21 protein-coding genes are annotated in these 22,458 nt (G+C 67.2%); 8 read left to right on the top strand and 13 right to left on the bottom strand.

The window, feature by feature from the left end:
• Nucleotides 1-596: 596 nt before the first annotated feature.
• The 3 genes from ACM0M4_RS20750 (at nt 597) to ACM0M4_RS20740 (ending at nt 3,536) form a co-directional block, all read left to right on the top strand.
• On the top strand, nt 597-1,307 hold the full coding sequence (locus ACM0M4_RS20750; RefSeq protein WP_003082360.1) for a winged helix-turn-helix domain-containing protein: 711 nt from the start codon (nt 597-599) through the stop codon (nt 1,305-1,307).
• Between the two features lie 83 nt (nt 1,308-1,390).
• Nucleotides 1,391-3,007, top strand: a complete 1,617-nt coding sequence (locus tag ACM0M4_RS20745; RefSeq protein WP_003449089.1) for an ATP-binding protein — start codon at nt 1,391-1,393, stop codon at nt 3,005-3,007.
• 319 nt (nt 3,008-3,326) lie between these two features.
• Nucleotides 3,327-3,536: a cold-shock protein gene (locus ACM0M4_RS20740; protein ID WP_003082372.1), complete on the top strand. Its 210-nt coding sequence runs from the start codon at nt 3,327-3,329 to the stop codon at nt 3,534-3,536.
• Nucleotides 3,537-3,641: 105 nt separating this feature from the next.
• Here ACM0M4_RS20740 and ACM0M4_RS20735 read toward each other — a convergent pair whose 3' ends face one another.
• The 4 genes from ACM0M4_RS20735 to ndvB form a co-directional block, all read right to left on the bottom strand.
• On the bottom strand, nt 3,642-4,025 hold the full coding sequence (locus ACM0M4_RS20735; RefSeq protein ID WP_003163102.1) for a hypothetical protein: 384 nt from the start codon (nt 4,023-4,025) through the stop codon (nt 3,642-3,644).
• Between the two features lie 17 nt (nt 4,026-4,042).
• Nucleotides 4,043-4,846: a putative RNA methyltransferase gene (locus ACM0M4_RS20730; protein WP_003101808.1), complete on the bottom strand. Its 804-nt coding sequence runs from the start codon at nt 4,844-4,846 to the stop codon at nt 4,043-4,045.
• On the bottom strand, nt 4,846-5,997 hold the full coding sequence (gene dapE, locus ACM0M4_RS20725; RefSeq protein ID WP_034001280.1) for a succinyl-diaminopimelate desuccinylase: 1,152 nt from the start codon (nt 5,995-5,997) through the stop codon (nt 4,846-4,848). Before dapE ends, ACM0M4_RS20730 begins: the two co-directional genes overlap by 1 nt.
• Before the next feature lie 114 nt (nt 5,998-6,111).
• Nucleotides 6,112-8,721 (bottom strand): glycosyltransferase NdvB, encoded by a 2,610-nt coding sequence (ndvB, locus tag ACM0M4_RS20720; protein WP_034001278.1) that lies wholly within the window; start codon nt 8,719-8,721, stop codon nt 6,112-6,114.
• A gap of 211 nt (nt 8,722-8,932) precedes the next feature.
• Between ndvB and tcdA the strand changes: the two genes are divergently transcribed.
• Nucleotides 8,933-9,745, top strand: coding sequence for a tRNA cyclic N6-threonylcarbamoyladenosine(37) synthase TcdA (gene tcdA / locus ACM0M4_RS20715; RefSeq protein ID WP_003082382.1), 813 nt, complete (start codon nt 8,933-8,935; stop codon nt 9,743-9,745).
• Here the strand turns inward: tcdA and ACM0M4_RS20710 are convergent, their stop codons facing one another.
• Together ACM0M4_RS20710 and ACM0M4_RS20705 are read right to left on the bottom strand one after the other, a co-directional pair.
• Nucleotides 9,746-10,474 (bottom strand): 4'-phosphopantetheinyl transferase family protein, encoded by a 729-nt coding sequence (locus tag ACM0M4_RS20710; protein WP_003082383.1) that lies wholly within the window; start codon nt 10,472-10,474, stop codon nt 9,746-9,748.
• Between the two features lie 226 nt (nt 10,475-10,700).
• Complete coding sequence (locus ACM0M4_RS20705; RefSeq protein WP_023096898.1) at nt 10,701-11,489, bottom strand: dienelactone hydrolase family protein; 789 nt, start codon at nt 11,487-11,489, stop codon at nt 10,701-10,703.
• A gap of 175 nt (nt 11,490-11,664) precedes the next feature.
• Between ACM0M4_RS20705 and ACM0M4_RS20700 the strand changes: the two genes are divergently transcribed.
• The 3 genes from ACM0M4_RS20700 to ACM0M4_RS20690 all read left to right on the top strand — a co-directional run bounded on the left by ACM0M4_RS20700 (nt 11,665) and on the right by ACM0M4_RS20690 (nt 15,291).
• Entirely contained in the window at nt 11,665-12,336 is a 672-nt protein-coding gene (locus tag ACM0M4_RS20700; protein ID WP_003082396.1) for a polysaccharide lyase family 7 protein, read from the top strand.
• A 499-nt stretch (nt 12,337-12,835) separates the two neighbouring features.
• Nucleotides 12,836-13,156 carry a hypothetical protein gene (locus ACM0M4_RS20695; protein ID WP_003082401.1) on the top strand — a complete coding sequence of 107 codons (321 nt, stop codon included), beginning with the start codon at nt 12,836-12,838 and terminating at the stop codon, nt 13,154-13,156.
• 77 nt (nt 13,157-13,233) lie between these two features.
• Complete coding sequence (locus tag ACM0M4_RS20690) at nt 13,234-15,291, top strand: lipoxygenase family protein (RefSeq protein ID WP_030046548.1); 2,058 nt, start codon at nt 13,234-13,236, stop codon at nt 15,289-15,291.
• Nucleotides 15,292-15,334: 43 nt separating this feature from the next.
• Here ACM0M4_RS20690 and ACM0M4_RS20685 read toward each other — a convergent pair whose 3' ends face one another.
• The gene (locus tag ACM0M4_RS20685) at nt 15,335-16,069 is read right to left on the bottom strand and encodes a TerC family protein (protein WP_003106697.1); all 735 of its coding nucleotides are present in this window, start codon (nt 16,067-16,069) and stop codon (nt 15,335-15,337) included.
• Nucleotides 16,070-16,525: 456 nt separating this feature from the next.
• On the opposite strand from ACM0M4_RS20685, the gene ACM0M4_RS20680 reads away from it, so the two are divergent.
• Nucleotides 16,526-17,722 (top strand): lytic murein transglycosylase, encoded by a 1,197-nt coding sequence (locus ACM0M4_RS20680; protein ID WP_003106696.1) that lies wholly within the window; start codon nt 16,526-16,528, stop codon nt 17,720-17,722.
• A 31-nt stretch (nt 17,723-17,753) separates the two neighbouring features.
• On the opposite strand, the gene ACM0M4_RS20675 is transcribed toward ACM0M4_RS20680, so the two are convergent.
• The 6 genes from ACM0M4_RS20675 to napE are packed head-to-tail and all read right to left on the bottom strand — an operon-like array spanning nt 17,754 to nt 22,337.
• Nucleotides 17,754-18,350 (bottom strand): cytochrome c3 family protein, encoded by a 597-nt coding sequence (locus ACM0M4_RS20675; protein ID WP_003082412.1) that lies wholly within the window; start codon nt 18,348-18,350, stop codon nt 17,754-17,756.
• A 10-nt stretch (nt 18,351-18,360) separates the two neighbouring features.
• Complete coding sequence (locus ACM0M4_RS20670; protein WP_003082414.1) at nt 18,361-18,852, bottom strand: nitrate reductase cytochrome c-type subunit; 492 nt, start codon at nt 18,850-18,852, stop codon at nt 18,361-18,363.
• 10 nt (nt 18,853-18,862) lie between these two features.
• Nucleotides 18,863-21,367, bottom strand: coding sequence for a nitrate reductase catalytic subunit NapA (gene napA / locus ACM0M4_RS20665; RefSeq protein WP_003107632.1), 2,505 nt, complete (start codon nt 21,365-21,367; stop codon nt 18,863-18,865).
• On the bottom strand, nt 21,348-21,677 hold the full coding sequence (locus ACM0M4_RS20660) for a chaperone NapD (RefSeq protein ID WP_003082422.1): 330 nt from the start codon (nt 21,675-21,677) through the stop codon (nt 21,348-21,350). The genes napA and ACM0M4_RS20660 overlap by 20 nt, the downstream gene beginning before the upstream one ends.
• Complete coding sequence (gene napF, locus ACM0M4_RS20655) at nt 21,670-22,161, bottom strand: ferredoxin-type protein NapF (protein ID WP_003116340.1); 492 nt, start codon at nt 22,159-22,161, stop codon at nt 21,670-21,672. The genes ACM0M4_RS20660 and napF overlap by 8 nt, the downstream gene beginning before the upstream one ends.
• Before the next feature lie 8 nt (nt 22,162-22,169).
• Entirely contained in the window at nt 22,170-22,337 is a 168-nt protein-coding gene (napE, locus tag ACM0M4_RS20650) for a periplasmic nitrate reductase, NapE protein (RefSeq protein ID WP_003082429.1), read from the bottom strand.
• Between the last annotated feature and the right edge of the window lie 121 nt (nt 22,338-22,458).

The following is a 22,458-nucleotide window of genomic DNA, read 5'->3' as shown; positions in this document are numbered from 1 at the left end:
TGCCTCCCTGGCCCTGGCGGGTTCGTGGCGTTTTGCCGCCGAACACAATACCTAGTGGTGTTGACTGTCTGTTTACAGCGTCCGTTGCAACACCCGTACCGCTTTTCCAACGTCATGAAGGGCTCCTTGCGATGAGCGCCGTCGATGCTTTCAGTACGTCTGGAAAATGCTTTTTTGCGGAGCCGCCGGAGCCATCAGAGTGGTCCGTGCGCGGTTGGTTCCGTTGTAGCCGTTCGTGCGCTTGAAACCCAAGATATAGGGGGTGGCGACGATGGGGATACAAGATAATGCGCTAATGGGGTGTTTGCAAGGTGACAGTCTGGGGGAAACCTGTGGATAAAGTGTGGGTCTTCTGTGCGTGAGTCCTAGGAAGCGTCCGTAGGCCGCGGCAGCGCTGGAGAATGCCATTCGTCGCCCTCGGAAAGCACCGGCGCAGACCTACTCCCCAACCTTTCGGGGCGCGCACCCTACCCACAATATGTAGTGTTTGCAAGATGTTCCTCGCGTGCTGCCGCGCGGCCCCCGTATTGGCTACAATGCGGGCCGCTCTGAGGGGGCCGCACGGCGGCTCCGGGACCGCGATACGAGGAGGCTGTGTGGAGCAAGAAGCCTGGCGCATCCTGATCGTCGAGGACGATCGACGCCTGGCCGAGCTGACCCGGGAATACCTGGAAGGCAACGGCCTGAAGGTCGACATCGAAGCCAACGGCGCACTGGCGGCGGCGCGTATCCTCGCCGAACGCCCGGACCTGGTGGTGCTCGACCTGATGCTGCCGGGCGAGGACGGCCTGTCCATCTGCCGCCAGGTGCGCCCGCAGTTCGACGGTCCGATCCTGATGCTCACCGCGCGCACCGACGATATGGACGAGGTACTCGGCCTGGAGATGGGCGCCGACGACTACGTGTGCAAGCCGGTGCGCCCGCGTGTGCTGCTGGCGCGCATCCGTGCCCTGTTGCGGCGCAGCGAGGCGCCGGAAGCGGGCGCCCCGGCGGCGGACAGCAAACGCCTGGCGTTCGGTCGCCTGGTGATCGACAACGCGATGCGCGAGGCCTGGCTGGACGGGACCACCATCGAGCTGACCAGCGCCGAATTCGACCTGCTCTGGCTGCTGGCGGCGAACGCCGGGCGCATTCTCTCCCGCGAGGAGATCTTCAACGCCCTGCGCGGCATCGAGTACGACGGCCAGGACCGCTCCATCGACGTGCGCATCTCGCGGATCCGCCCGAAGATCGGCGACGACCCGATGCACCCGCGGCTGATCAAGACCGTACGCAGCAAGGGCTACCTGTTCGTCGGCGAGGGCTGAGGCGCTTTTTTCCTGCGGGCCGGGGCGCGGGCGTCCCGGTCGGCCAGAATCAACAGCAGCGGACAGCGGCCGGGGGCTCGCCGATGAAATCCATCTTCCTGCGCATCTATGGCGGCATGCTCCTGGCCCTGCTGCTGGTCAGCGGCCTGGGCCTGCTCGGCCTGCACTGGATCAACGAGGTGCGCGGCGAGCACTACCGCGAGGAGCTGGCGCGCGGCACCTTCCGCCTGATGGCCGACAACCTGCAACCGATGACCGCCACCGAGCGCAAGCGCGCCCTGGCGCAGTGGAGCCGCTTGCTGGGTATTCCCCTGCAACTGCACGGGCTGGATGAGCTGCGGATGGACGGACGCAGCCGCGCGCGCCTGATGAACGGCCAGGTGCTGGTGAAGCAGACCGCCGAGCACGCCGTCACCGTCTATACCCAGGCCAGCGCCGCCGAGAACCTGGTGCTCAGCGGCGAGGTGCAGCAGGTCAGCGAGCAACTGGCGCGGGCCACGGTGTACCTGCTGATGGACGAACTGGTGCGCTACCCGGCCAGCGAACAGCCTTACCACCTGGCGCGGATCGTCCGCGACAAGCGCTTCGGCTTCCCGGTGCACCTGCTCCAGGTCAAGGAACTGGACCTCGACGACGACCAGCGCCGGCGAGTGGTGGAGGGCGACACGGTGATGGCGCTGGGCAAGGACGGCGACTCGATCCGCATCTTCGCCGGCATCCTCGACACGCCCTGGGTGCTGGAGCTGGGCCCGCTGTTCCAGATGAACCCCTATCCGCCGCAGCTGCTGTTGCTGCTCGGCGCGCTGTGCCTGAGCTTCATCGGCCTGATCACCTACCTGCTGGTGCGTCGCCTGGAGCAGCGCCTGCGCAGCCTGGAGGCGGCCGCCACGCGGATCGCCCGCGGCAGCCTGGATACTCGCGTCGAGGTGCGCGGAGGCGACTCGGTGGGACGCCTGGGCGCGGCCTTCAACCATATGGCCGAGCACATCCACCGGCTGCTGACGGTGCAGCGCGAGATGGTTCGCGCGGTGTCCCACGAGCTGCGCACGCCGGTGGCGCGGTTGCGCTTCGGCCTGGAGATGATCGAGACCGCCGAGACCGACGGCGCCCGCCTGAAGTACCTGGAGGGCATGGACAACGATATCCAGGACCTCGACAAGCTGGTCGACGAGATGCTCACCTACGCGCGCCTGGAACAGGGCTCGCCGCCGCTGACCTACCAGCGCCTGGAGCTGGGCGTGCTGGTGCGCCAGGTGGTGGAGGAGATCGCCCCGCTGCGCCGCGAGGTGCTGGTCAGTTGCGAGGAGGGCGCGCTGGTGCCTGAGGAGCTGGGCAGTTGGATCGAGGCCGAGCCGCGCTACCTGCATCGGGCCTTGCAGAACCTGCTGACCAATGCGCTGCGGCATGCCGATCGTCGGGTCAGGATCAGCTACCGGGTCAGCCTGGAGCGTTGCCGGGTGGATGTCGAGGACGACGGGCCGGGGGTGCCGGAGGCGCAATGGGAGCGGCTCTTTACGCCATTCCTACGCCTGGACGATAGCCGGACCCGTGCTTCCGGCGGGCATGGCCTGGGACTGTCCATCGTCCGACGGATCGTCTACTGGCATGGCGGCCGGGCCTCCATCGGCCGCAGCGAGACTCTGGGCGGTGCCTGCTTCACCCTGGCCTGGCCGCGCAAGGCGGGTCTGCGCGACCGCTGAAAAGCCGACGGAAATATGGCGGCTAGCTATCTGCAAGTGCATGCGCAGACGTATTCCAGGCGTAGCGAAAACATATCGAAAGGCCAGTCCCGCCGGGCGTGGCGAGTATTCCGCCAGGGGCTAAAAAAGTCCTTTTCAGTTGGACTCGTTTGTTTATACTCCGGGACGCGGTGGCTAGTGGAACGCCATTCGAAATGCCCGCTCCAACGGCATTTTGCCGGGGTCGGATAACAAGAACAGCGTTGCGCAGCCGAACCGTCGAAGTCTTCCCGGATTGGGAAGGCCACTTATAAAAAATTGCAAGTTGGAGAGTGTGGTAATGGCTGATCGTGAGGTCGGAACCGTCAAGTGGTTCAATGACGCCAAAGGTTATGGATTCATTCAACGCGATAGCGGTCCGGACGTGTTCGTTCACTACCGCGCCATCCGCGGCGAGGGTCACCGCTCCCTGGTGGAAGGCCAGAAAGTGGAATTCTCGGTGATCCAGGGCCAGAAAGGCCTGCAAGCGGAAGACGTCTCCAAGGTCTGATTCCCGCAAGCAAAAGCCCGTCGCGAGACGGGCTTTTGTCATCCAGCGCATCCACCCCGCCAGGCCCCCGTTGGGTGGCCCCTCGCAGCGCGGGGTTTTCGTCGTTCAGGCGGTGCGCCAGGTAATTTCCTCGACGCCCCCGGCGTCGACCCGCAGCCAGCGGTCGGCGTCCTCTTCGCCCTGGTTTTCCTCCCAGCCGCCCGGCGCGCAGCGGATCTCCACGCCGAGCGCGGCATGCGCGGCCCTGGCGCAGGCGAGGTCGTCGTCCCAGGGCGTGCTGTCGCTCTCCAAGAACAGGCTGTGCCACTTGCCCACCGCCTTCGGCAGCCAGGTGACGCGCACCGCGCCGTGCTCGCCGCGGGCGGTGCACTTGAGGGTCTGGCCGCGCTCCTGCCATGGGCCGCAGGGTCCCAGCGCCTGTTCCAGCCAGGCGGCGACGGCCGCGTGCTCGGCGTCTTTCAGGTAGATCTCGATATCCGGTTGGCGCATGGGGTCCTCGGGGACGGTCAGTCGCGTTGCAGCCAATCGTAGCGCACCGCCACGCTGACTTCGAAGGGTTCGGCCAGGATTCGCGCGCGGCGCTCGGGGTTGACCCGCCAGCCGTGCGGGGTCATGGCCAGGAGGTTTTCCCGCGCGTCGTAGCTGTCCAGCGCCAGGCGGAACTCGAGGGTCTCGGTGTGGCGCAGGCGCAGTTGCGCGGGCAGGCCGGCGAGGTGCTTGTCGTCGGCGTAGTCGCGCACGTCGTCATAGAGCCGCTGGCGCAGTTCCAGCAGGTGCGCGCTGGCCGGGCCCAGGCGCAGTACGCCGCCGCCGGGGGCGAGGACGCGCACGGCTTCGTTCCAGTCGATGGGGCTGAACACGCTGGCGATCAGCTCGCAACTGGCGTCGGCCAGCGGCAGCCGGGCCATGCTCGCCACCAGCCAGGACAACTGCGGCGCGCGGCGGCAGGCGCGTTTCACTGCCTCGCGGGAGATGTCCAGGGCATAGCCTTCGGCGCCTGCCAGGGCTTCGCCGAGCCGGGCGCTGTAGTAGCCCTCGCCGCAACCGATATCCAGCCAGCGTCGCGGCGCGCGTTCGGCGGCCAGTTCGGCCAGGCGCCGGGCCAGCGGCGCGTAGTGGCCGGCGCCGAGGAACTGGCGACGGGCCTCGACCATGGCGGCGTTGTCGCCCGGATCGAGGCTTTTCTTGTGCTGCACCGGCAGCAGGTTCAGGTAGCCCTGGCGGGCGCGGTCGAAGCGGTGCCCGGCGGGGCAGGCGACGCCGTTGTCGACCTCGCCCAGGGCGGCGGAGCAGAGCGGGCAGATCAGCATCAGGCGAGCAGCCTCACCAGGGTCTGGTAGTAGATTTCGGTGAGCAGCTCCAGGTCGCTGGCCAGGACCCGCTCGTTGACCTGGTGGATGGTGGCGTTGACCGGGCCGAGTTCGACCACCTGGGTGCCCATGGTGGCGATGAAGCGTCCGTCGGAGGTGCCGCCGCTGGTCGAGGGCTGGGTCTCGCGGCCGGTGACCACCCTGATGCTGGCGGCCACCGCATCGAGCAGTTCGCCCGGCTCGGTGAGGAACGGCAGGCCGGACAGCGCCCATTCGACGTGCCAGTCCAGGCCGTGCTTGTCGAGGATCGCCTCGACGCGTTTCTGCAGGCCTTCGACGGTGGATTCGGTGGAGAAGCGGAAGTTGAACAGCGCGGTCAGTTCGCCGGGGATGACGTTGGTGGCGCCGGTGCCGGAGTTCAGGTTGGAAACCTGGAAGCTGGTCGGCGGGAAGAAGGCATTGCCGTCGTCCCAGTGTTCCGCCGCCAGTTCGGCCAGCGCCGGGGCGGCCAGGTGGATCGGGTTCTTCGCCAGGTGCGGGTAGGCCACATGGCCCTGTACGCCGCGGATGGTCAGCTTGGCGCCGAGGGAGCCGCGGCGGCCGTTCTTCACCACGTCGCCGACCAGGCTGGTGCTCGACGGTTCGCCGACGATGCACCAGTCCAGGCGCTCGCCGCGTGCGGCGAGGCGTTCGACCACCGCCTTGGTGCCGTGGTGGGCCGGGCCTTCCTCGTCGCTGGTGATGAGGAAGGCGATGGCACCCTTGTGCTCCGGGTGGTCGGCGACGAAGCGCTCGACGGCGACGATCATCGACGCCAGGCTGCCTTTCATGTCCGCCGCGCCGCGCCCGCAGAGCATGCCCTGGTCGTCGATCAGGGCGTCGAAGGGTTGGTGCTGCCAGGCCTGCAGCGGGCCGGTGGGGACCACGTCGGTGTGCCCGGCGAAGCACAGCACCGGGCCGTCGCCGCCGCGCCGTGCCCAGAAGTTGTCCACCTCCTCGATGCGCATCGGCTCCAGGGCGAAGCCGGCGGCTTCCAGGCGGCGCATCATCAGGGCCTGGCAGTCGGCGTCGAGGGGCGTGACGGAGGGGCGGCGGATCAACTCGCAGGCGAGTTCGAGGGTCGGCGAGAGACTCGGCGAAGAGGCGGTCATGGGGAGTGCATCCTGAGCGGGTCGAGCGGAAAGGGGGAATCTTAAAGCATAAACGCGGGCGAAGGGACGCCGTTTAGGCGAGCGGAGCCGGCTGTCCCGACGCCTCGCTCGACCTCAACCGCCGATCCGCTCGGCGCCGCCGGCCAGTTCCTCGCGCGGTTTCGGCAGCGACGAGAGCAGGGCCATGACCAGCGCCGCCAGGTAGGGCAGCGATTGCACCAGGAGCATGGCGACCCAGATCAGCAGGTCGCGGCTCGGCACGCCCTGAACCGCCACGATGCCGGCCGCCGCGCCCCACAGCAGGAGCATCACGAAGACTTCCTCGCGGGCCTCCGCCAGGGCCACCAGCAGGCCGTGGCTGGAGCGCATCTTCGGCGTGCGGAAGAACGGGATGCCGCGGGTGACGAAGCCGTACAGCACCGCCTTGGCAATGGTGTGCGAGAGCGCCAGGCCGGCGAGGGCGGCGAAGAACGAGTCGCGCAGGTCGACGCCGACGGTGCGCCGGTAGAGGAAGAGGATCTTGCCGACCTTGAAGACGAACAGGGCCAGCGGCAGGATCGCGAAGATCAGCAGTGGCGGGTCGACGCGCTTGGGCACGATGATCATCGCCGCCGACCAGAGCAGCGCGCCGAGGGTGAAGAAGATGTTCAGGCCGTCGGCGATCCACGGCAGCCAGCCGGCCACGAAGTGGTAGCGCTGGCCGCGGGTCAGGCGGCTGCCGTCGGGACTGCGGCCGCGCAGCAGGGCGTCGGTATGCCGCTTCATGATCTGGATCGCGCCGTAGGCCCAGCGGAAGCGCTGCTTCTTGAAGTCGATGAAGGTATCGGGCATCACCCCCTTGCCGTAGCTGCGCTCGAAGTAGGCGGCCGACAGGCCCTTCTCGAACACCCGCAGGCCCAGCTCGGCGTCCTCGGTGATGCACCATTCCGGCCATCTCAGCTCGTCCAGCACGCTGCGCCGGATCATGGTCATGGTGCCGTGCTCGATGATCGCGTCGCGGTCGTTGCGGGTGACCATGCCGATGTGGAAGAAGCCCTTGTACTCGGCGTAGCAGAGCCGCTTGAAGGCGCTCTCGTGCTGGTCGCGGTAGTCCTGCGGCGACTGCACCACGGCGATCCGCGGGTCGCCGAAGTGCGGCACCATGTGCCTGAGCCAGTCGGGGTCGACGCAGTAGTCGGCGTCGATCACCGCGACCACCTCGACGTCCGCCGCCACGTGGCCCAGGGCGAAGTTCAGCGCGCCGGCCTTGAAGCCTTCCAGCGGGGCGACGTGGAAGAAGCGGAAGCGCTCGCCCAGGCGCGCGCAGTGCGCCTCGACCGGCTGCCAGACGGCCGGGTCGCGGGTGTTGTTGTCGATCACCAGGACTTCGTAGTCCGGGTAGTCGAGGCGGGCAAGGGCGTCGAGGGTCTGCTTCAGCAGTTCCGGCGGCTCGTTGTAGCAGGGCACGTGGATCGACACCTTGGGCCGATAGGCCTGCGCGGCGGTGATCGGCAGGAATGGCCGGCGCCGCTTGCGCGTCCAGACCGCCTCGGCCAGCTCGTGGGCCTCGGTGAACAGCACGATGACCACCCCCAGCGCGCCGACGCCCAGCAACGCGCCGACGGTCAGGCTGAACCAGGTGCTGTACTGCTGGCTGTAGTCGTAGGCGATCCACACCAGCACCGAGGCGCAGGCGAACGAGACCACGGCGAGGAAGGTCCTCCCGCGCTGGCGCAGCGAGGAACTGTCGATCAGCAGCAGGGTGAAGGCGAGTACCGCGAGTACCGCCGAGGCGATGGCCAGGGCGCGCCACTTGGGAATCGGCACCACCGGCCCGGTGAAGTTGAACTTGGCCTTGCGGTCGGCGTTGTAGACGCCCCAGTAGGCGCCCACCGAGCCTTCGGCGCTGACCTTCCAGGGCTGGTCGAAGGCTTCGATGACGAAGTAGCTGTAGCCTTCGCCGTTGAGCGCGTTGGTCAGGCGCCGCAGGTAGATGGCCTGGTCCGCGGGTGTCGCCTCGGCGCTGCCGCGCATGCGCCCGTTGCTCGGCCAGCCGACCTCGGCGAGCAGCAGCGGCTTCCTCGGGAAGGCGGCCTTGAGTTCGCGCGCGCGTTCGAGCACGAAGTCCACCGCGTCGGCCACCGGCGTGGCCTCCCAGTAGGGCAGGACGTGGGCGGCGATCAGGTCGACGTGTTGCGCCAGTTCCGGGTATTCGCGGTAGACGTGCCACTGTTCGGCGGTGGTCACCGGAACCTTGACCGCCGCGCGGACCCGGTCGAGGTAGGCGATCAACTGTTCCGCCGTCACCTCGCGGCGGAACAGCGCCTCGTTGCCGACTATCACTCGCACCACGCTCGGCGACTCGTTGGCGATGCGGATGGCGCGGGCGATCTCGGCCTCGTTGCTGGCCAGGTCCGGGCCGAGCCAGATGCCCAGGCTGACGCGCAGGCCGAACGCCTCGGCCAGCGCCGGGATGTCGCCGAGCGCGCCCTGGACCGAATAGGTGCGGATGCTGTGGGTGTGCCGGGCGACCAGTTCCAGGTCGGTGCGCATCTGTTCGGCGCTGGGGTAGCGGCCGCTCTGCGGGTTCTGGTTGAGGCGGAACGGCGAGAAGGAGAGGCCGGAGATGCGTTCCGGCCAGTCCGGTACGCTGACCGGACGGTTGTACAGGGCCCAGATGCCGGTGAAGAGGGCGGCCAGGGCGACGATGACCACCAGGTTGAGCCCGATCTTGCGTGAAGACATAGAGATGAAACCAGGTTCCGGATGTTTCGCTGAACACGGGGCGGCGCATGCTACCCCGCACCCCCCGGGGTGTACAGGCACCGGGCCGGCGGGTCTGTTGCAAGTCTAGTCCGGCCTGCGCGACGAGCCGTAAGAACGCAGGCGACGCGGCGGCCGCGGCTTTTTATAATGCGCGCGGCAATCCGCGATTCGGTTTCAGAGGTGGTTGGTGATGCAGGTGGATGAACAGCGCTTCGGCGGTATCGGCCGGTTGTACGGTCGCGAGGGGCTGCAACGCCTGGCCGATAGCCACGTCGCGGTGGTCGGCATCGGCGGGGTCGGTTCCTGGGCGGCGGAAGCGCTGGCCCGCAGCGGCGTCGGCGAGATTTCCCTGTTCGACCTCGACGATGTCTGCGTGACCAACACCAACCGCCAGGTGCATGCCATCGAAGGCTCGGTGGGCAAGGCCAAGGTCGAGGTGATGGCGGCGCGCATCCGGGCCATCAACCCGGCCTGCCGGGTCCACGCGGTGGCCGATTTCGTCACCCGCGAGACCATGGCCGAGTACATCGTCGACTTCGACTACCTGATCGACTGCATCGATAGCGTGGCCGCCAAGGCCGCGCTGATCGCCTGGTGCAAGCGGCGCAAGATCCCGGTGATCACCACCGGCGGCGCCGGTGGCCAGGTCGACCCGACGCAGATCCAGGTCGCCGACCTGAACAAGACCTTCAACGACCCGCTGGCGGCCAAGGTGCGTTCCACCCTGCGCCGCGACTACAACTTCTCGCGCACGCCGGGGCGCACCTACAGCGTGCCCTGCGTGTTCTCCAGCGAACAACTGCGCTACCCGAAGCCGGACGGCACGGTGTGCCAGTCGAAGAGTTTCGTCGGCGAAGGGGTGAAGCTGGACTGCGCCGGCGGCTTCGGCGCGGTGATGATGGTCACCGCCACCTTCGGCATGGTCGCCGCCGCCCGCGCCGTCGAGCGCCTGGCGGACGGCCGCGCGCTGCGGCCGTCGCGGCGCACGCCGGGGAACGCCTGATCAGGCGCCGACCGCCACCAGGCTGAGCAGGCGTTCGTCGAGCACGGCGAACTGGGCGTCCAGCTCGCTGCCGTGGCGCCACTCCGGCGACAGGTCGGTGAGCAGGCGCAGCCGGGCCTGGCCGTCGGCGCGCCATTCCAGCAGTTCCGCATGTTCGAAATAGAAGCGCTTGCCCACCAGCGGATAGAGCGCCTTGAACAGGCTTTCCTTCAGCGAGAACGCCAGGGTCACCAGCAGGCCGGTGCGTCGCTCCAGGTCGTCGGCGAAGCGCAGGCGCTCGCCTTCGGTGAGTATCTCGCCATGCAGGTAGCGCGCCCGTTCGGCTTCGAGCAGGGTTTCCACGTCCAGGCCGAGCCCGCGCCAGTCACCGCGCGCCGCCACCAGGGCGGCGGCCCAGCGGTCGCCATGGGTGATCGAGCCGCTGATCGCGGCCGGCCAGACCGGTGCGCGGTCCTCGCCGACGGCCGGCGTCTGGGCGCGGCCATCGAGGGCGAACAGGGCGGCGCGTGCGCAGAGGCGCCCGGCGAGAAACTCGGCCTGGCGCTTGGCCACCGCGCGGAGGATGTTCGCCGGCGGCTGGATGCCGGCCAGGGCGAAGTCGCCGGGTTGCAGCAGCGCCGGGTCGAAGCGGGTGCTGCGCAGTTGCACGCCGGGCAGCGCGACGGGCAGCGGCCAGCGGTCGTCCAGTGGGGTGCAGAAGGAGGGGAGACGGTCGTTCATGGCGCGCATTGTGCCGGTTCCCGACGTGGCCCACCAGTCACGCGGCGCTTACACAAGATTGCAAAAGCGCAACAAAGGAAAACGGACCGCGAGGCCCGGTTTTGACAGACTGCGCCGCGCATTCCTGTGGAATGCAGGTGAGGTTGTTTGTTGATGACGGGATACTGTCCTGTCTCGACCTTTCAAGACGGGAGTCCCTCCGGGGACTCCCGTTTTTTATGCGTCGGCGCAGGGTTCAACCCTGCCCGAAGATGTCCTTGAGGAACGCCTGCAGGTCTGCCCAGGAGCGCTGGTCGGCCTGGCGGTCGTAGCCGATGTCCAGGCCGTGGCCTTTGTGCGCGTCGGCGTCGGGGTTGGTGAAGCCGTGTTTGGCGTCGTCCTGGATCACCACCCGGTAGTCGGCGCCGGCGGCGTTCAGTTCCTGTTTCAGGGCGTCGAGGTCCTTGGCCGGGACCAGGCTGTCGGCGCTGCCGTGCTCCACCAGGATCTTCGCCTTGACGCTGCCCTTGCTGGCCGGGGTGGCGGTGCCGAGGGCGCCGTGGAAGCTCGCCACGCCGGCCAGCGGCAGGCCCTGGCGGGCCATGTCGAGGACGATCTTGCCGCCGAAGCAGTAGCCGACCGCGGCGATCTGGCTGGGATCGGTCTGCGGTTGCCGCTTCAGCAGTTCCAGGCCGGCGAGGAAGCGCGCCTTGGCGGCGTCGGCATCCCGGGTCGCGGCCTGCATGAAGGCCATCGCGTCCTGCGGGTGCTCGGTGTGCTTGCCTTCGCCGTACATGTCGATGGCCAGGGCGCTGTAGCCGAGTTCGGCGAGGTCGCGGGCGCGGCGTTTGGCATAGTCGTTGAGCCCCCACCATTCGTGGACCACGATGACCCCAGGGCGGATCCCCGGCTTGCTGTCGTCGTAGGCGAAATAGCCGACCATGCGCGTGCCGTCTGCGCTCCGGTAAGGCATCTCGCGGGTCTGGATAGCGGCCTGGGCGCTGGCGGCGCAGGCGATGAGCAGCAGGGCGCAGAACAGGCGCATGGCATCTCTCCGTGAAAGGGTCCCCGATCAAGATAGACGCTTGTGCGCGGGACGCGGGGAAAACCCTCGGTGCCGGCCTTGCGCCGCTCAAACGCGGGCCATTCGGCCAGGCAAAGCGTGCGCCGCTCATCTACCCTATGGGCGAGTCCCTTCCCCTCGCTAGGACACCGTCTGGATGCCTGACCTGAGTACCTGGAACCTGACCATTCCCCAGGGCCGCCCGGCCATCACCATCTCCACCAGCCAATTGCAGCGCGACTACCGCAGCGACTATTTCCAGCGCACCGCCGACGGCATTCGCTTCTGGGTGCCGGTGAACGGCAGCCACACGCGCAACAGCGAGTTTCCGCGCAGCGAGTTGCGCGAGACCCTGTCCAGCGGCAGGCCCTACAACTGGCGTTACGCCAGGGCCGACAACTGGCTGGAGGCGACCCTGCGCATCGAGGCGGTGCCCTCGACCCGGCGCATGATCATCGGCCAGATCCACAGCGATGGCAGCAATAGCGGCCAGGCCGCGCCGCTGGTGAAGCTGCTCTACCAGTTGCGGCTCGACCAGGGGCGGGTCCAGGCGCTGGTCCGCGAGCGGCCGGACGACGGCGGGACCAGAGCCTACACACTGATGGACGGGATTCCTCTCGGCCAGTCATTCAGCTACCGCATCGGCGTGTCTCGCAGCGGATTGCTCAGCGTGTCGGTGAATGGTAGCGCCCTGGAGCAGCAACTGGACCCGCAGTGGGCCTACCAGGGCCTTTATTTCAAGGCCGGACTCTACCTGCAGGACAACCGCGGACCGTCCAGCGAGGGCGGGCGGGCGACATTCAGCGAGCTGCGCGTTAGCCATCAATGAGCGGTCGAGGCGTCTGCGCCGCGGACTTCGCGTTGTCGTGGCGCTTCGCAACTGCCAGATCTGGCAGGCGCGGAAGAAGGAAAACCTGGCTCGGAAAAAAATATCCGTATTTTTCCAAGGGGAAATAGGCCGCGCGATCTGGCGATTCTGGTACTTCAGTACAGGGAGCCGCCTTGGCGTATCGCCCCGAATAAATGTGACGTTTTGCGCAGCGCCCTTCCGGGTTTGCACGATTGGTATAGCCCTGGCTGGATGAAATTCACTCTTGCCGCTGGCCAGCGTAGTTCTTTGCAAGTCAAAAGTTCGCCGTCAATAATTATTGTGGATAACTATTGTTCCAGGCTTTTCCTGTCAACTGTGCGAAGCGTCAGCTTATTGCCGGTTTTTCCTCTCGCTATTGCTTTCTCCACGTTCCGAAGAAGTTCGGGCGTACAGGTTTCTTTGCTGTTTTCAGCGAGAACCATTCGTTTCAACAATTCGAATATGTGGAGATTCAGAAATGAAAAATCAGGTGAATGCCCTGGCGGTTCTAAGTGTGGGTGAAATCGAACAAGTTTCTGGCGCCGGGACTTTCCTGGGCGATGCCATCATCAACGGCGTCTACGCGGCCAACTCCTTCCTGAACTCGCCGCTGTTCTCCAGCATCGGCAACGCGGCCAGCGCCATCGGCCTCAACCGTACCCACGAGCTGGTCGACCTGCTGGCCTTCCAGGTGCCTTCGGTGGCGGCGATCACCGTCGGCAAGATTCTCGGCGGGACCGACAACCATAATGTTCCGTTGCATTACAACAAGGAAAGCGGCGAAGGGCTTTACAGCTGATCGCAACCTGTTGAAAGAGCGATTCGATGCTCAGGCATCGAGTCGTTCCTGGTTAATGCATTGATGGAGTCGATGATATGAAACGCAGGAGTGTGCTCTTGTCGGGTGTCGCCCTGAGTGGAACCGCACTGGCCAATGACTCGATATTCTTTTCACCCTTGAAATACCTCGGGGCGGAACAACAGCGATCTATCGATGCCTCGCGAAGTTTGCTGGACAACCTGATTCCGCCGAGTTTGCCGCAATATGACAACCTGGCCGGAAAGTTGGCGCGGCGTGCGGTATTGACCAGCAAGAAACTGGTATATGTCTGGACCGAGAACTTCGTCAATGTCAAAGGCGTGCCGATGGCCCGCTCGGTGCCGCTGGGCGAGTTGCCGAATGTCGACTGGCTGTTGAAGACCGCCGGGGTGATCGTCGAGCTGATCGTCAATTTCGTCGCCTCGTTGCCGGCGTCGGCCGCCGCGCAGTGCGAGCGGATCGCCACCGGGCTCAGCGGTGACCTGGAGGCGGCGCGCCAGGTCCACGAGGCGTTGCTGGAGGAGGCGAAGAACGATCCGGCCGCGGCCGGCAGCCTGCTGCTGCGCTTCACGGAGTTGCAGACGCGGGTGATCGCCTTACTGACGCGGGTCGGCCTGCTGGTCGACGATATTCTCAAGAGCGCCAGCAACCTGGTTACCCAGGGGGGGCAGGGCGACGGCCTGAATCGCTTCCGCGCGGTGTTCGGCACCCTGCGCCTGCCGGAGGTCGCCGACAGCTTCCGTGACGACGAAGCGTTCGCCTACTGGCGGGTGGCCGGGCCTAATCCGCTGCTGATCCGTCGCGTCGATGCGCTGCCGGCCAACTTTCCGCTGGGCGAGGAGCAGTTCCGCCGGGTGATGGGCGCCGACGACAGCTTGCTGGAGGCCGCCGCCAGCCGCCGCCTGTATCTGCTGGACTACGCCGAGCTGGGCAAGCTGGCGCCGTCGGGAGCGGTGGACAAACTGCTCACCGGGACGGGCTTCGCCTATGCGCCGATCGCCCTGTTCGCCCTTGGCAAGGATCGGGCGAGGCTATTGCCGGTGGCCATCCAGTGTGGTCAGGACCCCGCTACCCATCCGATGTTCGTGCGTCCCGCCGAGTCGGAGAGTGATCTGTACTGGGGTTGGCAGATGGCCAAGACGGTGGTCCAGGTCGCCGAGGAGAACTACCACGAGATGTTCGTCCACCTGGCCCAGACCCACCTGGTGAGCGAGGCGTTCTGCCTGGCCACCCAGCGCACCCTGGCGCCCAGCCATCCGCTGCACGTCCTGCTCGCCCCGCACTTCGAGGGCACCCTGTTCATCAACGAGGGGGCGGCGCGGATCCTGTTGCCCAGCGCGGGCTTCATCGACGTGATGTTCGCCGCGCCGATCCAGGACACCCAGGCCACCGCCGGCGGCAATCGGCTGGGTTTCGACTTCTACCGCGGCATGTTGCCGGAGAGCCTGAAGGCGCGGAACGTCGACGACCCGCTGGCGCTACCGGACTACCCCTATCGCGACGACGGCCTGCTGGTATGGAATGCCATCCGCCAGTGGGCGGCCGACTACGTGGCGGTGTACTACGCCAGCGACGGCGACGTCACCGCTGACGTCGAACTGGCGGCCTGGGTCGGCGAAGTGATCGGCAGCGGCAAGGTGGCCGGGTTCCGCCCGATCACCGGTCGCAGCCAACTGGTCGAGGTGCTGACCATGGTGATCTTCACTGCCTCCGCGCAGCATGCGGCGGTCAATTTTCCCCAGCCTTCGATGATGACCTACGCACCAGCCATCTGTGCCATGAGCGCGGCGCCGGCACCGGACTCGCCAAGCGGCAAGAGCGAGGCCGATTGGTTGAAGATGATGCCGCCGACCCTGGTGGCGCTGGAGAAGGTGAACATCTATCACCTGCTCGGTTCGGTCTACCACGGTCGCCTGGGCGACTACCGGCAGACCGGGTTCCCCTACGCGCCGGTGTTTTCGGACAGGCGGGTGACCGCCAGCGGCGGCCCGCTGGAGCGCTTCCAGGCACGCCTGAAGGAGGTCGAGGCGACCATTCGCACGCGCAACCAGGCGCGCCGCAGGCCCTACGAGTACCTGTTGCCGAGCCGGATCCCGGCGAGCACCAATATCTGAGCCGGAGAAAGAGGACGGGGCGCCCCCGGGCGCCCCGTTGCTCTTAGCGGCCTTCGCTTTCGGCGGCGTCCGCCGGCGCGGCATGCCGCTGCTTCAACTGGCGGCGCGCCAGGAGGCTGCCGAGGAGGATCACGAACAGCGCGCCGAAGGCCGCCGCGCCGTAGTGCAGGTAGGAATCCCATTGCGCGTAGGGCGCCAGCCAGGGCTTCAGGGCGCTGTCGGTGAGCAGCATGCCGCCGGCGATCCAGCCGAGCAGGCCGCCGCCGAAGAGGATGATCAGCGGGAAGCGGTCGATCAGGCGCAGGATCAGCTGGCTGCCCCAGACGATGATCGGGATGCTGATCAGCACGCCCAGGGAGACCAGGAAGAAATCCCCGGCCGAGGCGGCGGACAGGGCGATGACGTTGTCCAGGCTCATCACCGCGTCGGCGATGATGATGGTCTTGATCGCGCCGAGCAGGTGGGTGCTGCCCTTGATGTCGTCGCCGTTCTCCTCCTCCGGCAGCAGCAGCTTGATGCCGATCCACAGCAGCAGGAGCGCGCCGATTACCTTGAGGTAGGGCAGGTCGAGCAGGTGCAGGGCGAAGAACAGCAGCAGGATGCGGATCAGGATGGCACCGGCGACGCCGCCGAAGATCGCCTGCTTGCGCCGGTGCGCCGGCAGGTGCCGGCAGGCGAGGGCGATGACTACGGCATTGTCGCCGCCCAGGAGGATATCGATGGCGACGATCTGCAGCAGGGCTGTCCAGAACGTCGGGTCGCTCAACCAGTGGATCAAGGTTGTACTCCGAAACGTGTAGTGAGGGTGGAAAGCCCGGGGCGGTGGCGGGTGGCGGCCGCCCGGCTTTCCTGCGGTGGTCTGGGACCGTCGGGGCCGGCTCCGGCTTGTGGACGGAGGCGGGGAACACTGCTTGGACCGGCGAACGCCCGGCCAGTGCCCGGAAAACGGACGCGCGGGTGGCGCAGCGCGTTCGGGCACGGATGTGACGCGGCGGATCGGCCGCGAGACACCCGGCATGCGTATTCCGCCGCCAGTCTGCCCGAGCAAGGTTTCACCCGCCTTTCAGGGCGGAGATGGCGCCGCACCCGGCGGGACGGTAGGCTAGTGGCCCGTGTGGCTGACTCGACCAGTCGAACGCCGATCACCGAGTCAACCGTACAGGCCGCCAGGCCTTCGGCGCCGGGGGAAGCCCGCCGGTGCCATGGATGACCGTTCACCGTACAAGGAAACCCCATGCGCAGTCTTCTTCTCTCCTCGCTGGCCCTGCTACCCGCCCTGGCCCTGGCGCAACCCGACGCCTCGAGCTTCCCTTCCTGCCTCGCCGGCCTGCAGAAGAAGGCCCAGGCGCAGGGCATTTCCGCCGACAGTTATGAGCGCTTCACCAGCGGCCTGCAGGCCGACCTCAGCGTGCTCGACCTGCTCGACGCGCAGCCGGAGTTCACCACCCCGCTGTGGGACTACCTGGCCGGTCTGGTGGACGAGCAGCGGGTCAGCGATGGCAAGGCGATGCTCGCCCAGCACGACAAGCTGCTCGACCAGGTGGCCGCGCGCTACGGCGTGGACAAGTACACGGTGGTGGCGGTGTGGGGCGTGGAAAGCGACTACGGGCGGATCTTCGGCAAGCGTCCGCTGCTGACCTCGCTGTCGACCCTGTCCTGCTACGGGCGCCGCCAGTCGTTCTTCCAGGGCGAGTTCCTCGCCACCCTGAAGCTGTTGCAGGCCGGCGACATCCGCGACGCCGGCATCACCGGCTCCTGGGCCGGGGCCTTCGGCCATACCCAGTTCATGCCATCGACCTACGCGCGGATCGCCGTGGACTTCGACGGCGACGGTCGCCGCGACCTGGTGGGCAGCGTGCCGGATGCCCTCGGTTCCACCGCCAACTACCTGAAGAAGGCTGGCTGGCGCACGGGACAGCCGTGGGGCTATGAAGTGAAGGTGCCGGCCGACTTCCCCGCCAGCCTGGCCGGGCGCGGCAAGCGCCAGCCGCTGTCGGCCTGGGTCGCCCGTGGGGTGAGGCGGGTCGACGGCCAGCCGCTGCCGGGCGGCGACGAGAAGGCCGCGATCCTCCTGCCGACCGGGGCCCAGGGCCCGGCCTTCCTGGTCTATCGCAACTACGATGCGATCTATTCCTACAACGCCGCGGAAAGCTACGCGCTGGCCATCGCCCTGCTTTCCGACCGCCTGCGCGGCGGCAGCGGCCTGGTGGCGTCCTGGCCGACCGACGACCCGGGCATCAGCCGGCTCGAGCGCAAGCAATTGCAGAAGGCGTTGCTGGCGCGCGGCTACGACATCGGCGAGGCCGACGGGCTGATCGGCACCAGCACGCGCAAGGCGATCCAGGCCGAGCAGAAGCGCCTCGGCCTGACCCCGGCCGACGGTCGCGCCGGGCGCAAGATCCTCGAGGCGCTGAAGGGCGCCCAGCCCTGATTGCGCCGCGCCGCCCGGTCCGCGGGCGGCGCTACCAGCCCTTCACCCCGGTCATGTCCGGCAGGTGGTGGGCGATCCCCTTGTGGCAGTCGATGCAGGTGGCTTCGCCGCTGGCCAGGGCGGTGGAGTGCATCTGCCGCGCGCGCACGCTCTGCCGGGTGAAGTCCATGAACTCGAAGTTGTGGCAGTTGCGGCATTCCAGCGAATCGTTGGCCTTGAGTCGTGCCCATTCGTGCTCGGCCAGCTCGCGGCGGTGATCGAGGAATTTCTCGCGGGTGTTGATGGTGCCGAAGATCTTGCCCCAGACCTCCTTGGAGGCCTGCATCTTGCGCGCGATCTTGTCGGTCCACTTGTGTGGCACGTGGCAGTCGGGACAGGTGGCGCGGACTCCGGAACGGTTGCTGTAGTGGATGGTGTCCTTGAGTTCGACGAACACGTTGTCGCGCATCTCGTGGCAGGAAATGCAGAAGGTCTCGGTGTTGGTCGCCTCCAGGGCGGTGTTGAAGCCGCCCCAGAAGACGATCCCGGCGATGAAGCCGCCGAGGGTGAGGAAGCCCAGGCTGAAATGCACGCTGGGACGACGCAGGACCCGCCAGTAACCGGCCAGCCAGGCGATGAGTGCTTTCATGCGGCCTCCCTCAGGGTTTGCGCGCCGCATTGGCGGCTTCTTTCTCGAGGATCTGGTCGATGTTCTCGAAGCGGTTGTCGACCAGCGGCTTTACGTCCTGTTGCGGCACATGGCACTGCACGCAGAAGTAGCGGCGCGGCGAGACGGCGGCCAGCGGCTGGCCGTCGCGGTCCATGTAGTGGGTGATGCTGATCATCACCGCCTGGGTTCGCGCGCTGTTGGCGCGGCTGTGGCAGGACAGGCACTTGTTGCTGTCCTTGTCGATGCGATAGCCGACGATGCTGTGGGGAATGGTCGGCGGCTGCTCGGGGTAGTTGCGCTCGCGTTTCAGGTCCTTGTTTTCCTCGGCCGCCAGCGGCGGCGCGGGGCGGCTTTCGGCCAGCGTGCCGCCGGGGCGGCGGCCGTCGGGGGCGGGCGCGTCCAGCGGGTAGCCGAGGTCGGCGGCGAAGGCCGCGGGGGCACCGAGCAGGACGAGGAGCAGGGCAGTCAGCAGAGGTTTCATGGCGCGCTCCTCAGGCCAGGTTGAGCAGTTCGATGCGAACGGCGCACTTCTTGTAGTCGGTCTGCTTGGAAATCGGGTCGGTGGCGTCCAGGGTGACCTTGTTGATCAGCTTGTTGGCGTCGAAGAACGGCACGAACACCAGCCCCTGGGGCGGCTTGTTGCGCCCGCGGGTCTCGACCCGCGCGCGGATCTCGCCGCGCCGGCTCACCACCTTGACCTCGCTGCCGCGGCGCAGCTTGAGCTGGCGCGCATCCTCCGGGTGCATGTAGACCAGCGCGTCGGGCACCGCCTTGTACAGCTCCGGGACCCGCGCGGTCATGCTCCCGGTGTGCCAGTGTTCGAGCACCCGGCCGGTGGCGAGCCAGAACGGGTAGTCCTGGTCCGGCGCCTCGGCCGGCGGCTCGTAGGGCAGGGCGAAGACGATCGCCTTCTTGTCCGGATAGCCATAGAACTGCACGCCGCTGCCCTTGCTCACGTAGGGGTCGTAGCCCTCGCGGTAGCGCCAGCGGGTCTCCTTGCCGTCCACCACCGGCCAGCGCAGGCCGCGCGCCTCGTGGTAGGCGTCGAAGGGGGCGAGGTCGTGGCCGTGGCCGCGACCGAAGGCGGCGTATTCCTCGAACAGACCCTTCTGGATATAGAAGCCGAATGCGTCGACCTCGTCGTTGGCGTAGCCCTTGGCCAGGTCGCTGGCCGGGAAGCGGTCGACCTGGCCGTTGCGGAACAGCACGTCGTAGAGGGTCTTGCCCTTCAGCTCGGGGGCCTTCGCCAGCAGTTCCGCGGGCCAGACCTCGTCGGTGGTGAAGCGCTTGGAGAATTCCACCAGCTGCCAGAGGTCGGACTTCGCCTCGCCCGGTGCCTTCACCAACTGGTGCCAGAACTGCGTGCGGCGCTCGGCATTGCCGAAGGCGCCTTCCTTCTCCACCCACATGGCGCTGGGCAGGATCAGGTCGGCGGCCTGGGCCGAGACGGTGGGGTAGACGTCGGAGACGATCACGAAGTTGTCCGGGTTGCGCCAGCCGGGCAGCACTTCCTGCATCACGTTGGGACCGGCCTGCATGTTGTTGCTGACCTGGGTCCAGTAGACGTTGAGCACGCCGTCCTTGAGCATCCGGCTCTGCTGCACGGCGTGGAAGCCGACCTTCTCCTGGATGGTGCCGGCCGGCACCTTCCAGATCTTCTCCGCGGTTTCCCGGTGCTTCGGGTTGGTCACCACCAGGTCGGCGGGGAGCCGGTGGGAGAAGGTGCCGACCTCGCGCGCGGTGCCGCAGGCCGAGGGCTGGCCGGTGAGCGAGAAGGGGCTGTTGCCCGGTTCGCTGATCTTCCCGGTGAGCAGGTGGATGTTGTAGATCAGGTTGTTCGCCCAGACCCCGCGGGTGTGCTGGTTGAAGCCCATGGTCCAGAACGACACCACCTTGCGCTTGGGGTCGGCGTAGAGTTCGGCGAGGGCCTTCAGCCGCTCGGCCGGCACGCCGCTTTCGCGCGCGGTGCGCTCCAGGGTATAGGGCTTGACGAACTCGGCGAAGGCCTTGAAGTCGATATCGCTCCAGGTGTTGGCCTTGTCGGCGTTCTTCGCCTTCTTCTCCAGCGGGTCGTCCGGGCGCAGGCCGTAGCCGATGTCCTCGGCGCCATGGGCGAAGCGCACGTGGCGCTCGACGAAGTCGCGGTTCACCGCGCCGCTCTCGATGATGTGGTTGGCGATATAGTTGAGGATGATCAGGTCGGTCTGCGGCTTGAACACCATGGGCAGGTCGGCCAGCTCGAAGCTGCGGTGCTCGAAGGTGGACAGCACCGCGACCTTGACCTGCGGCGCGCTGAGCCGGCGGTCGGTGACCCGCGACCAGAGCACCGGGTGCATCTCGGCCATGTTCGAGCCCCAGAGGACGAAGCTGTCGGTGGCCTCGATGTCGTCGTAGCAGCCCATCGGCTCGTCCATGCCGAAGCTGCGCATGAAGCCCATCACCGCCGAGGCCATGCAGTGGCGGGCGTTGGGGTCGATGTTGTTGCTGCGCAGGCCGGCCTTGAACAGCTTGTTCGCCGCATAGCCTTCCCAGACCGTCCACTGGCCGGAGCCGAACATGCCGACCGACTCCGGTCCCTTGGCCTTGAGCGCGGCCTTGAACTTCTCGGCCATGATGTCGAAGGCCTGTTCCCAACTGATCGGCTGGAACTCGCCCTGCTTGTCGAACTTGCCGTCCTTCATGCGCAGCAGCGGGCGGGTCAGGCGGTCGCTGCCGTACATGATCTTCGACAGGAAGTAGCCCTTCACGCAGTTGATCCCGCGGTTGACCTCGGCCTTGATGTCGCCATGGGTGGCCACCACCTGGCCGTCGCGGGTGGCGACCATCACGCTGCAACCGGTGCCGCAGAAGCGGCAGGGGGCCTTGTTCCAGACCAGGCTGGTGACGTCCGCCTCGGTCACCAGGTTGCTGGCGCGGACCAGGATCGGCAGGCCGGCCGCCGCCGCGGCGATGGCGGCGGCGTTGGCCTTGGCGAATTCACGACGGGTGAGGTTCATCGATTGTCTCCTCGGGCGAGCACGGTATCGCGCGGTCGGTCATGGCCGCCGCGTCGTTGCTATCGTCGTCGTGCAGGATCTCGTGGTAGACCAGCACGGCGTTGAGCACTCCTGGCAGGTTCTGCAACTGGCCCAGGGTGTCGAGAATCTGTTCTTCGCGTTCGGCTTCCAGCACCAGGATCAGCTTGCCCTGCGGGCTTTCCTGGTAGATCTCCAGGCCGTCGAGCAGCGCCAGGTTGGCCTTCACCGCCGGCAGTCGCTCGGGTCGGCAATGCAGGATGAGGCTGGCGATCTGCAGGGCTTCAGGCATGTCGTGGAGACTCCTTGGTGGATAGCGCGCGCAGTTGGATGGCCTGGCTCGGACAGGGCGCCAGGCAGGCGCCGCAGCCGTTGCAGCGCTGGCTGTCCAGCTCGGCCAGGGCGACGCCGCCGGGGGCCGGGCGGAAGCGGATCGCGGCGGGTTCGCAGGCGTCCTGGCAACTGCGGCAGTGGATCCCGGCCAGGGCCAGGCAGGCTTCGCCGATCGTGGCGATCCAGGGGAAGGCCGGGCGCGCGCCATCGAACAGGCCGGCCTCGCAGCGGCTGGCGCATTCCCCGCACAGCGTGCAGCCGGCGCTGGAGAGGTCGAGTTCGACGAGCCGACCGGCGCCGAGCTTCAGCACGCCTTCCGGGCAGGCCTCGACGCAGGCGGCGCAGCCTGTGCAGCCTGCGGCGAAGTCGGCGGCGGTCCACGGCGGGCGACGCGTCGGCGGGTGCCCGCCGAGGCGGCGGAACAGCTCTCGGCGACTGCTCATACCCGACCTCAGGCCGGCGGCCCGGGCGGGCCGGCCAGTAGCTGGTACATCCAGACGCAGAAACCGAAGCCGCCGACCAGTGCGACGGACAGCAGCGGGAACAGGCAGATCACGAGAAACAGGAAGAGCCTGGCTTCCATGCCCTTGACGCGTCCCTGGTCGGGTTGTTCGTTCATTGGCCCAGCCTCTATGCAGGCGACTGTAGAAAGCCTAGACCCTACTTGCAGTACGGGCAAAAACCTCGCCGAGCCGGCGCGCGGCAGCCTGGAAACAGAGCGTTCGCCGGCAAACGCGAGT

The sequence above is a fragment of the Pseudomonas sp. 18-147 genome (genome assembly GCF_051048045.1).
Classification (GTDB): domain Bacteria; phylum Pseudomonadota; class Gammaproteobacteria; order Pseudomonadales; family Pseudomonadaceae; genus Pseudomonas; species Pseudomonas aeruginosa.
Note: the sequence above shows the minus strand (reverse complement) of the source record. Positions and strands in the feature narration are given on the sequence as shown.

Coding starts and splice junctions, on each gene's coding strand:
- ndvB (WP_034001278.1), bottom strand. CDS start 8,721: ATGTCTTCACGCAAGATCGGGCTCAACCTGGTGGTCATCGTCGCCCTG.
- ACM0M4_RS20695 (WP_003082401.1), top strand. CDS start 12,836: ATGAAAAATCAGGTGAATGCCCTGGCGGTTCTAAGTGTGGGTGAAATC.
- ACM0M4_RS20690 (WP_030046548.1), top strand. CDS start 13,234: ATGAAACGCAGGAGTGTGCTCTTGTCGGGTGTCGCCCTGAGTGGAACC.
- ACM0M4_RS20740 (WP_003082372.1), top strand. CDS start 3,327: ATGGCTGATCGTGAGGTCGGAACCGTCAAGTGGTTCAATGACGCCAAA.
- ACM0M4_RS20710 (WP_003082383.1), bottom strand. CDS start 10,474: ATGCGCGCCATGAACGACCGTCTCCCCTCCTTCTGCACCCCACTGGAC.
- ACM0M4_RS20660 (WP_003082422.1), bottom strand. CDS start 21,677: ATGCCTGAAGCCCTGCAGATCGCCAGCCTCATCCTGCATTGCCGACCC.
- ACM0M4_RS20675 (WP_003082412.1), bottom strand. CDS start 18,350: ATGAAAGCACTCATCGCCTGGCTGGCCGGTTACTGGCGGGTCCTGCGT.
- ACM0M4_RS20705 (WP_023096898.1), bottom strand. CDS start 11,489: ATGCGCCTGTTCTGCGCCCTGCTGCTCATCGCCTGCGCCGCCAGCGCC.
- napA (WP_003107632.1), bottom strand. CDS start 21,367: ATGAACCTCACCCGTCGTGAATTCGCCAAGGCCAACGCCGCCGCCATC.
- ACM0M4_RS20745 (WP_003449089.1), top strand. CDS start 1,391: ATGAAATCCATCTTCCTGCGCATCTATGGCGGCATGCTCCTGGCCCTG.
- dapE (WP_034001280.1), bottom strand. CDS start 5,997: ATGACCGCCTCTTCGCCGAGTCTCTCGCCGACCCTCGAACTCGCCTGC.
- ACM0M4_RS20735 (WP_003163102.1), bottom strand. CDS start 4,025: ATGCGCCAACCGGATATCGAGATCTACCTGAAAGACGCCGAGCACGCG.
- napE (WP_003082429.1), bottom strand. CDS start 22,337: ATGAACGAACAACCCGACCAGGGACGCGTCAAGGGCATGGAAGCCAGG.
- napF (WP_003116340.1), bottom strand. CDS start 22,161: ATGAGCAGTCGCCGAGAGCTGTTCCGCCGCCTCGGCGGGCACCCGCCG.
- tcdA (WP_003082382.1), top strand. CDS start 8,933: ATGCAGGTGGATGAACAGCGCTTCGGCGGTATCGGCCGGTTGTACGGT.
- ACM0M4_RS20730 (WP_003101808.1), bottom strand. CDS start 4,846: ATGCTGATCTGCCCGCTCTGCTCCGCCGCCCTGGGCGAGGTCGACAAC.
- ACM0M4_RS20670 (WP_003082414.1), bottom strand. CDS start 18,852: ATGAAACCTCTGCTGACTGCCCTGCTCCTCGTCCTGCTCGGTGCCCCC.
- ACM0M4_RS20700 (WP_003082396.1), top strand. CDS start 11,665: ATGCCTGACCTGAGTACCTGGAACCTGACCATTCCCCAGGGCCGCCCG.
- ACM0M4_RS20680 (WP_003106696.1), top strand. CDS start 16,526: ATGCGCAGTCTTCTTCTCTCCTCGCTGGCCCTGCTACCCGCCCTGGCC.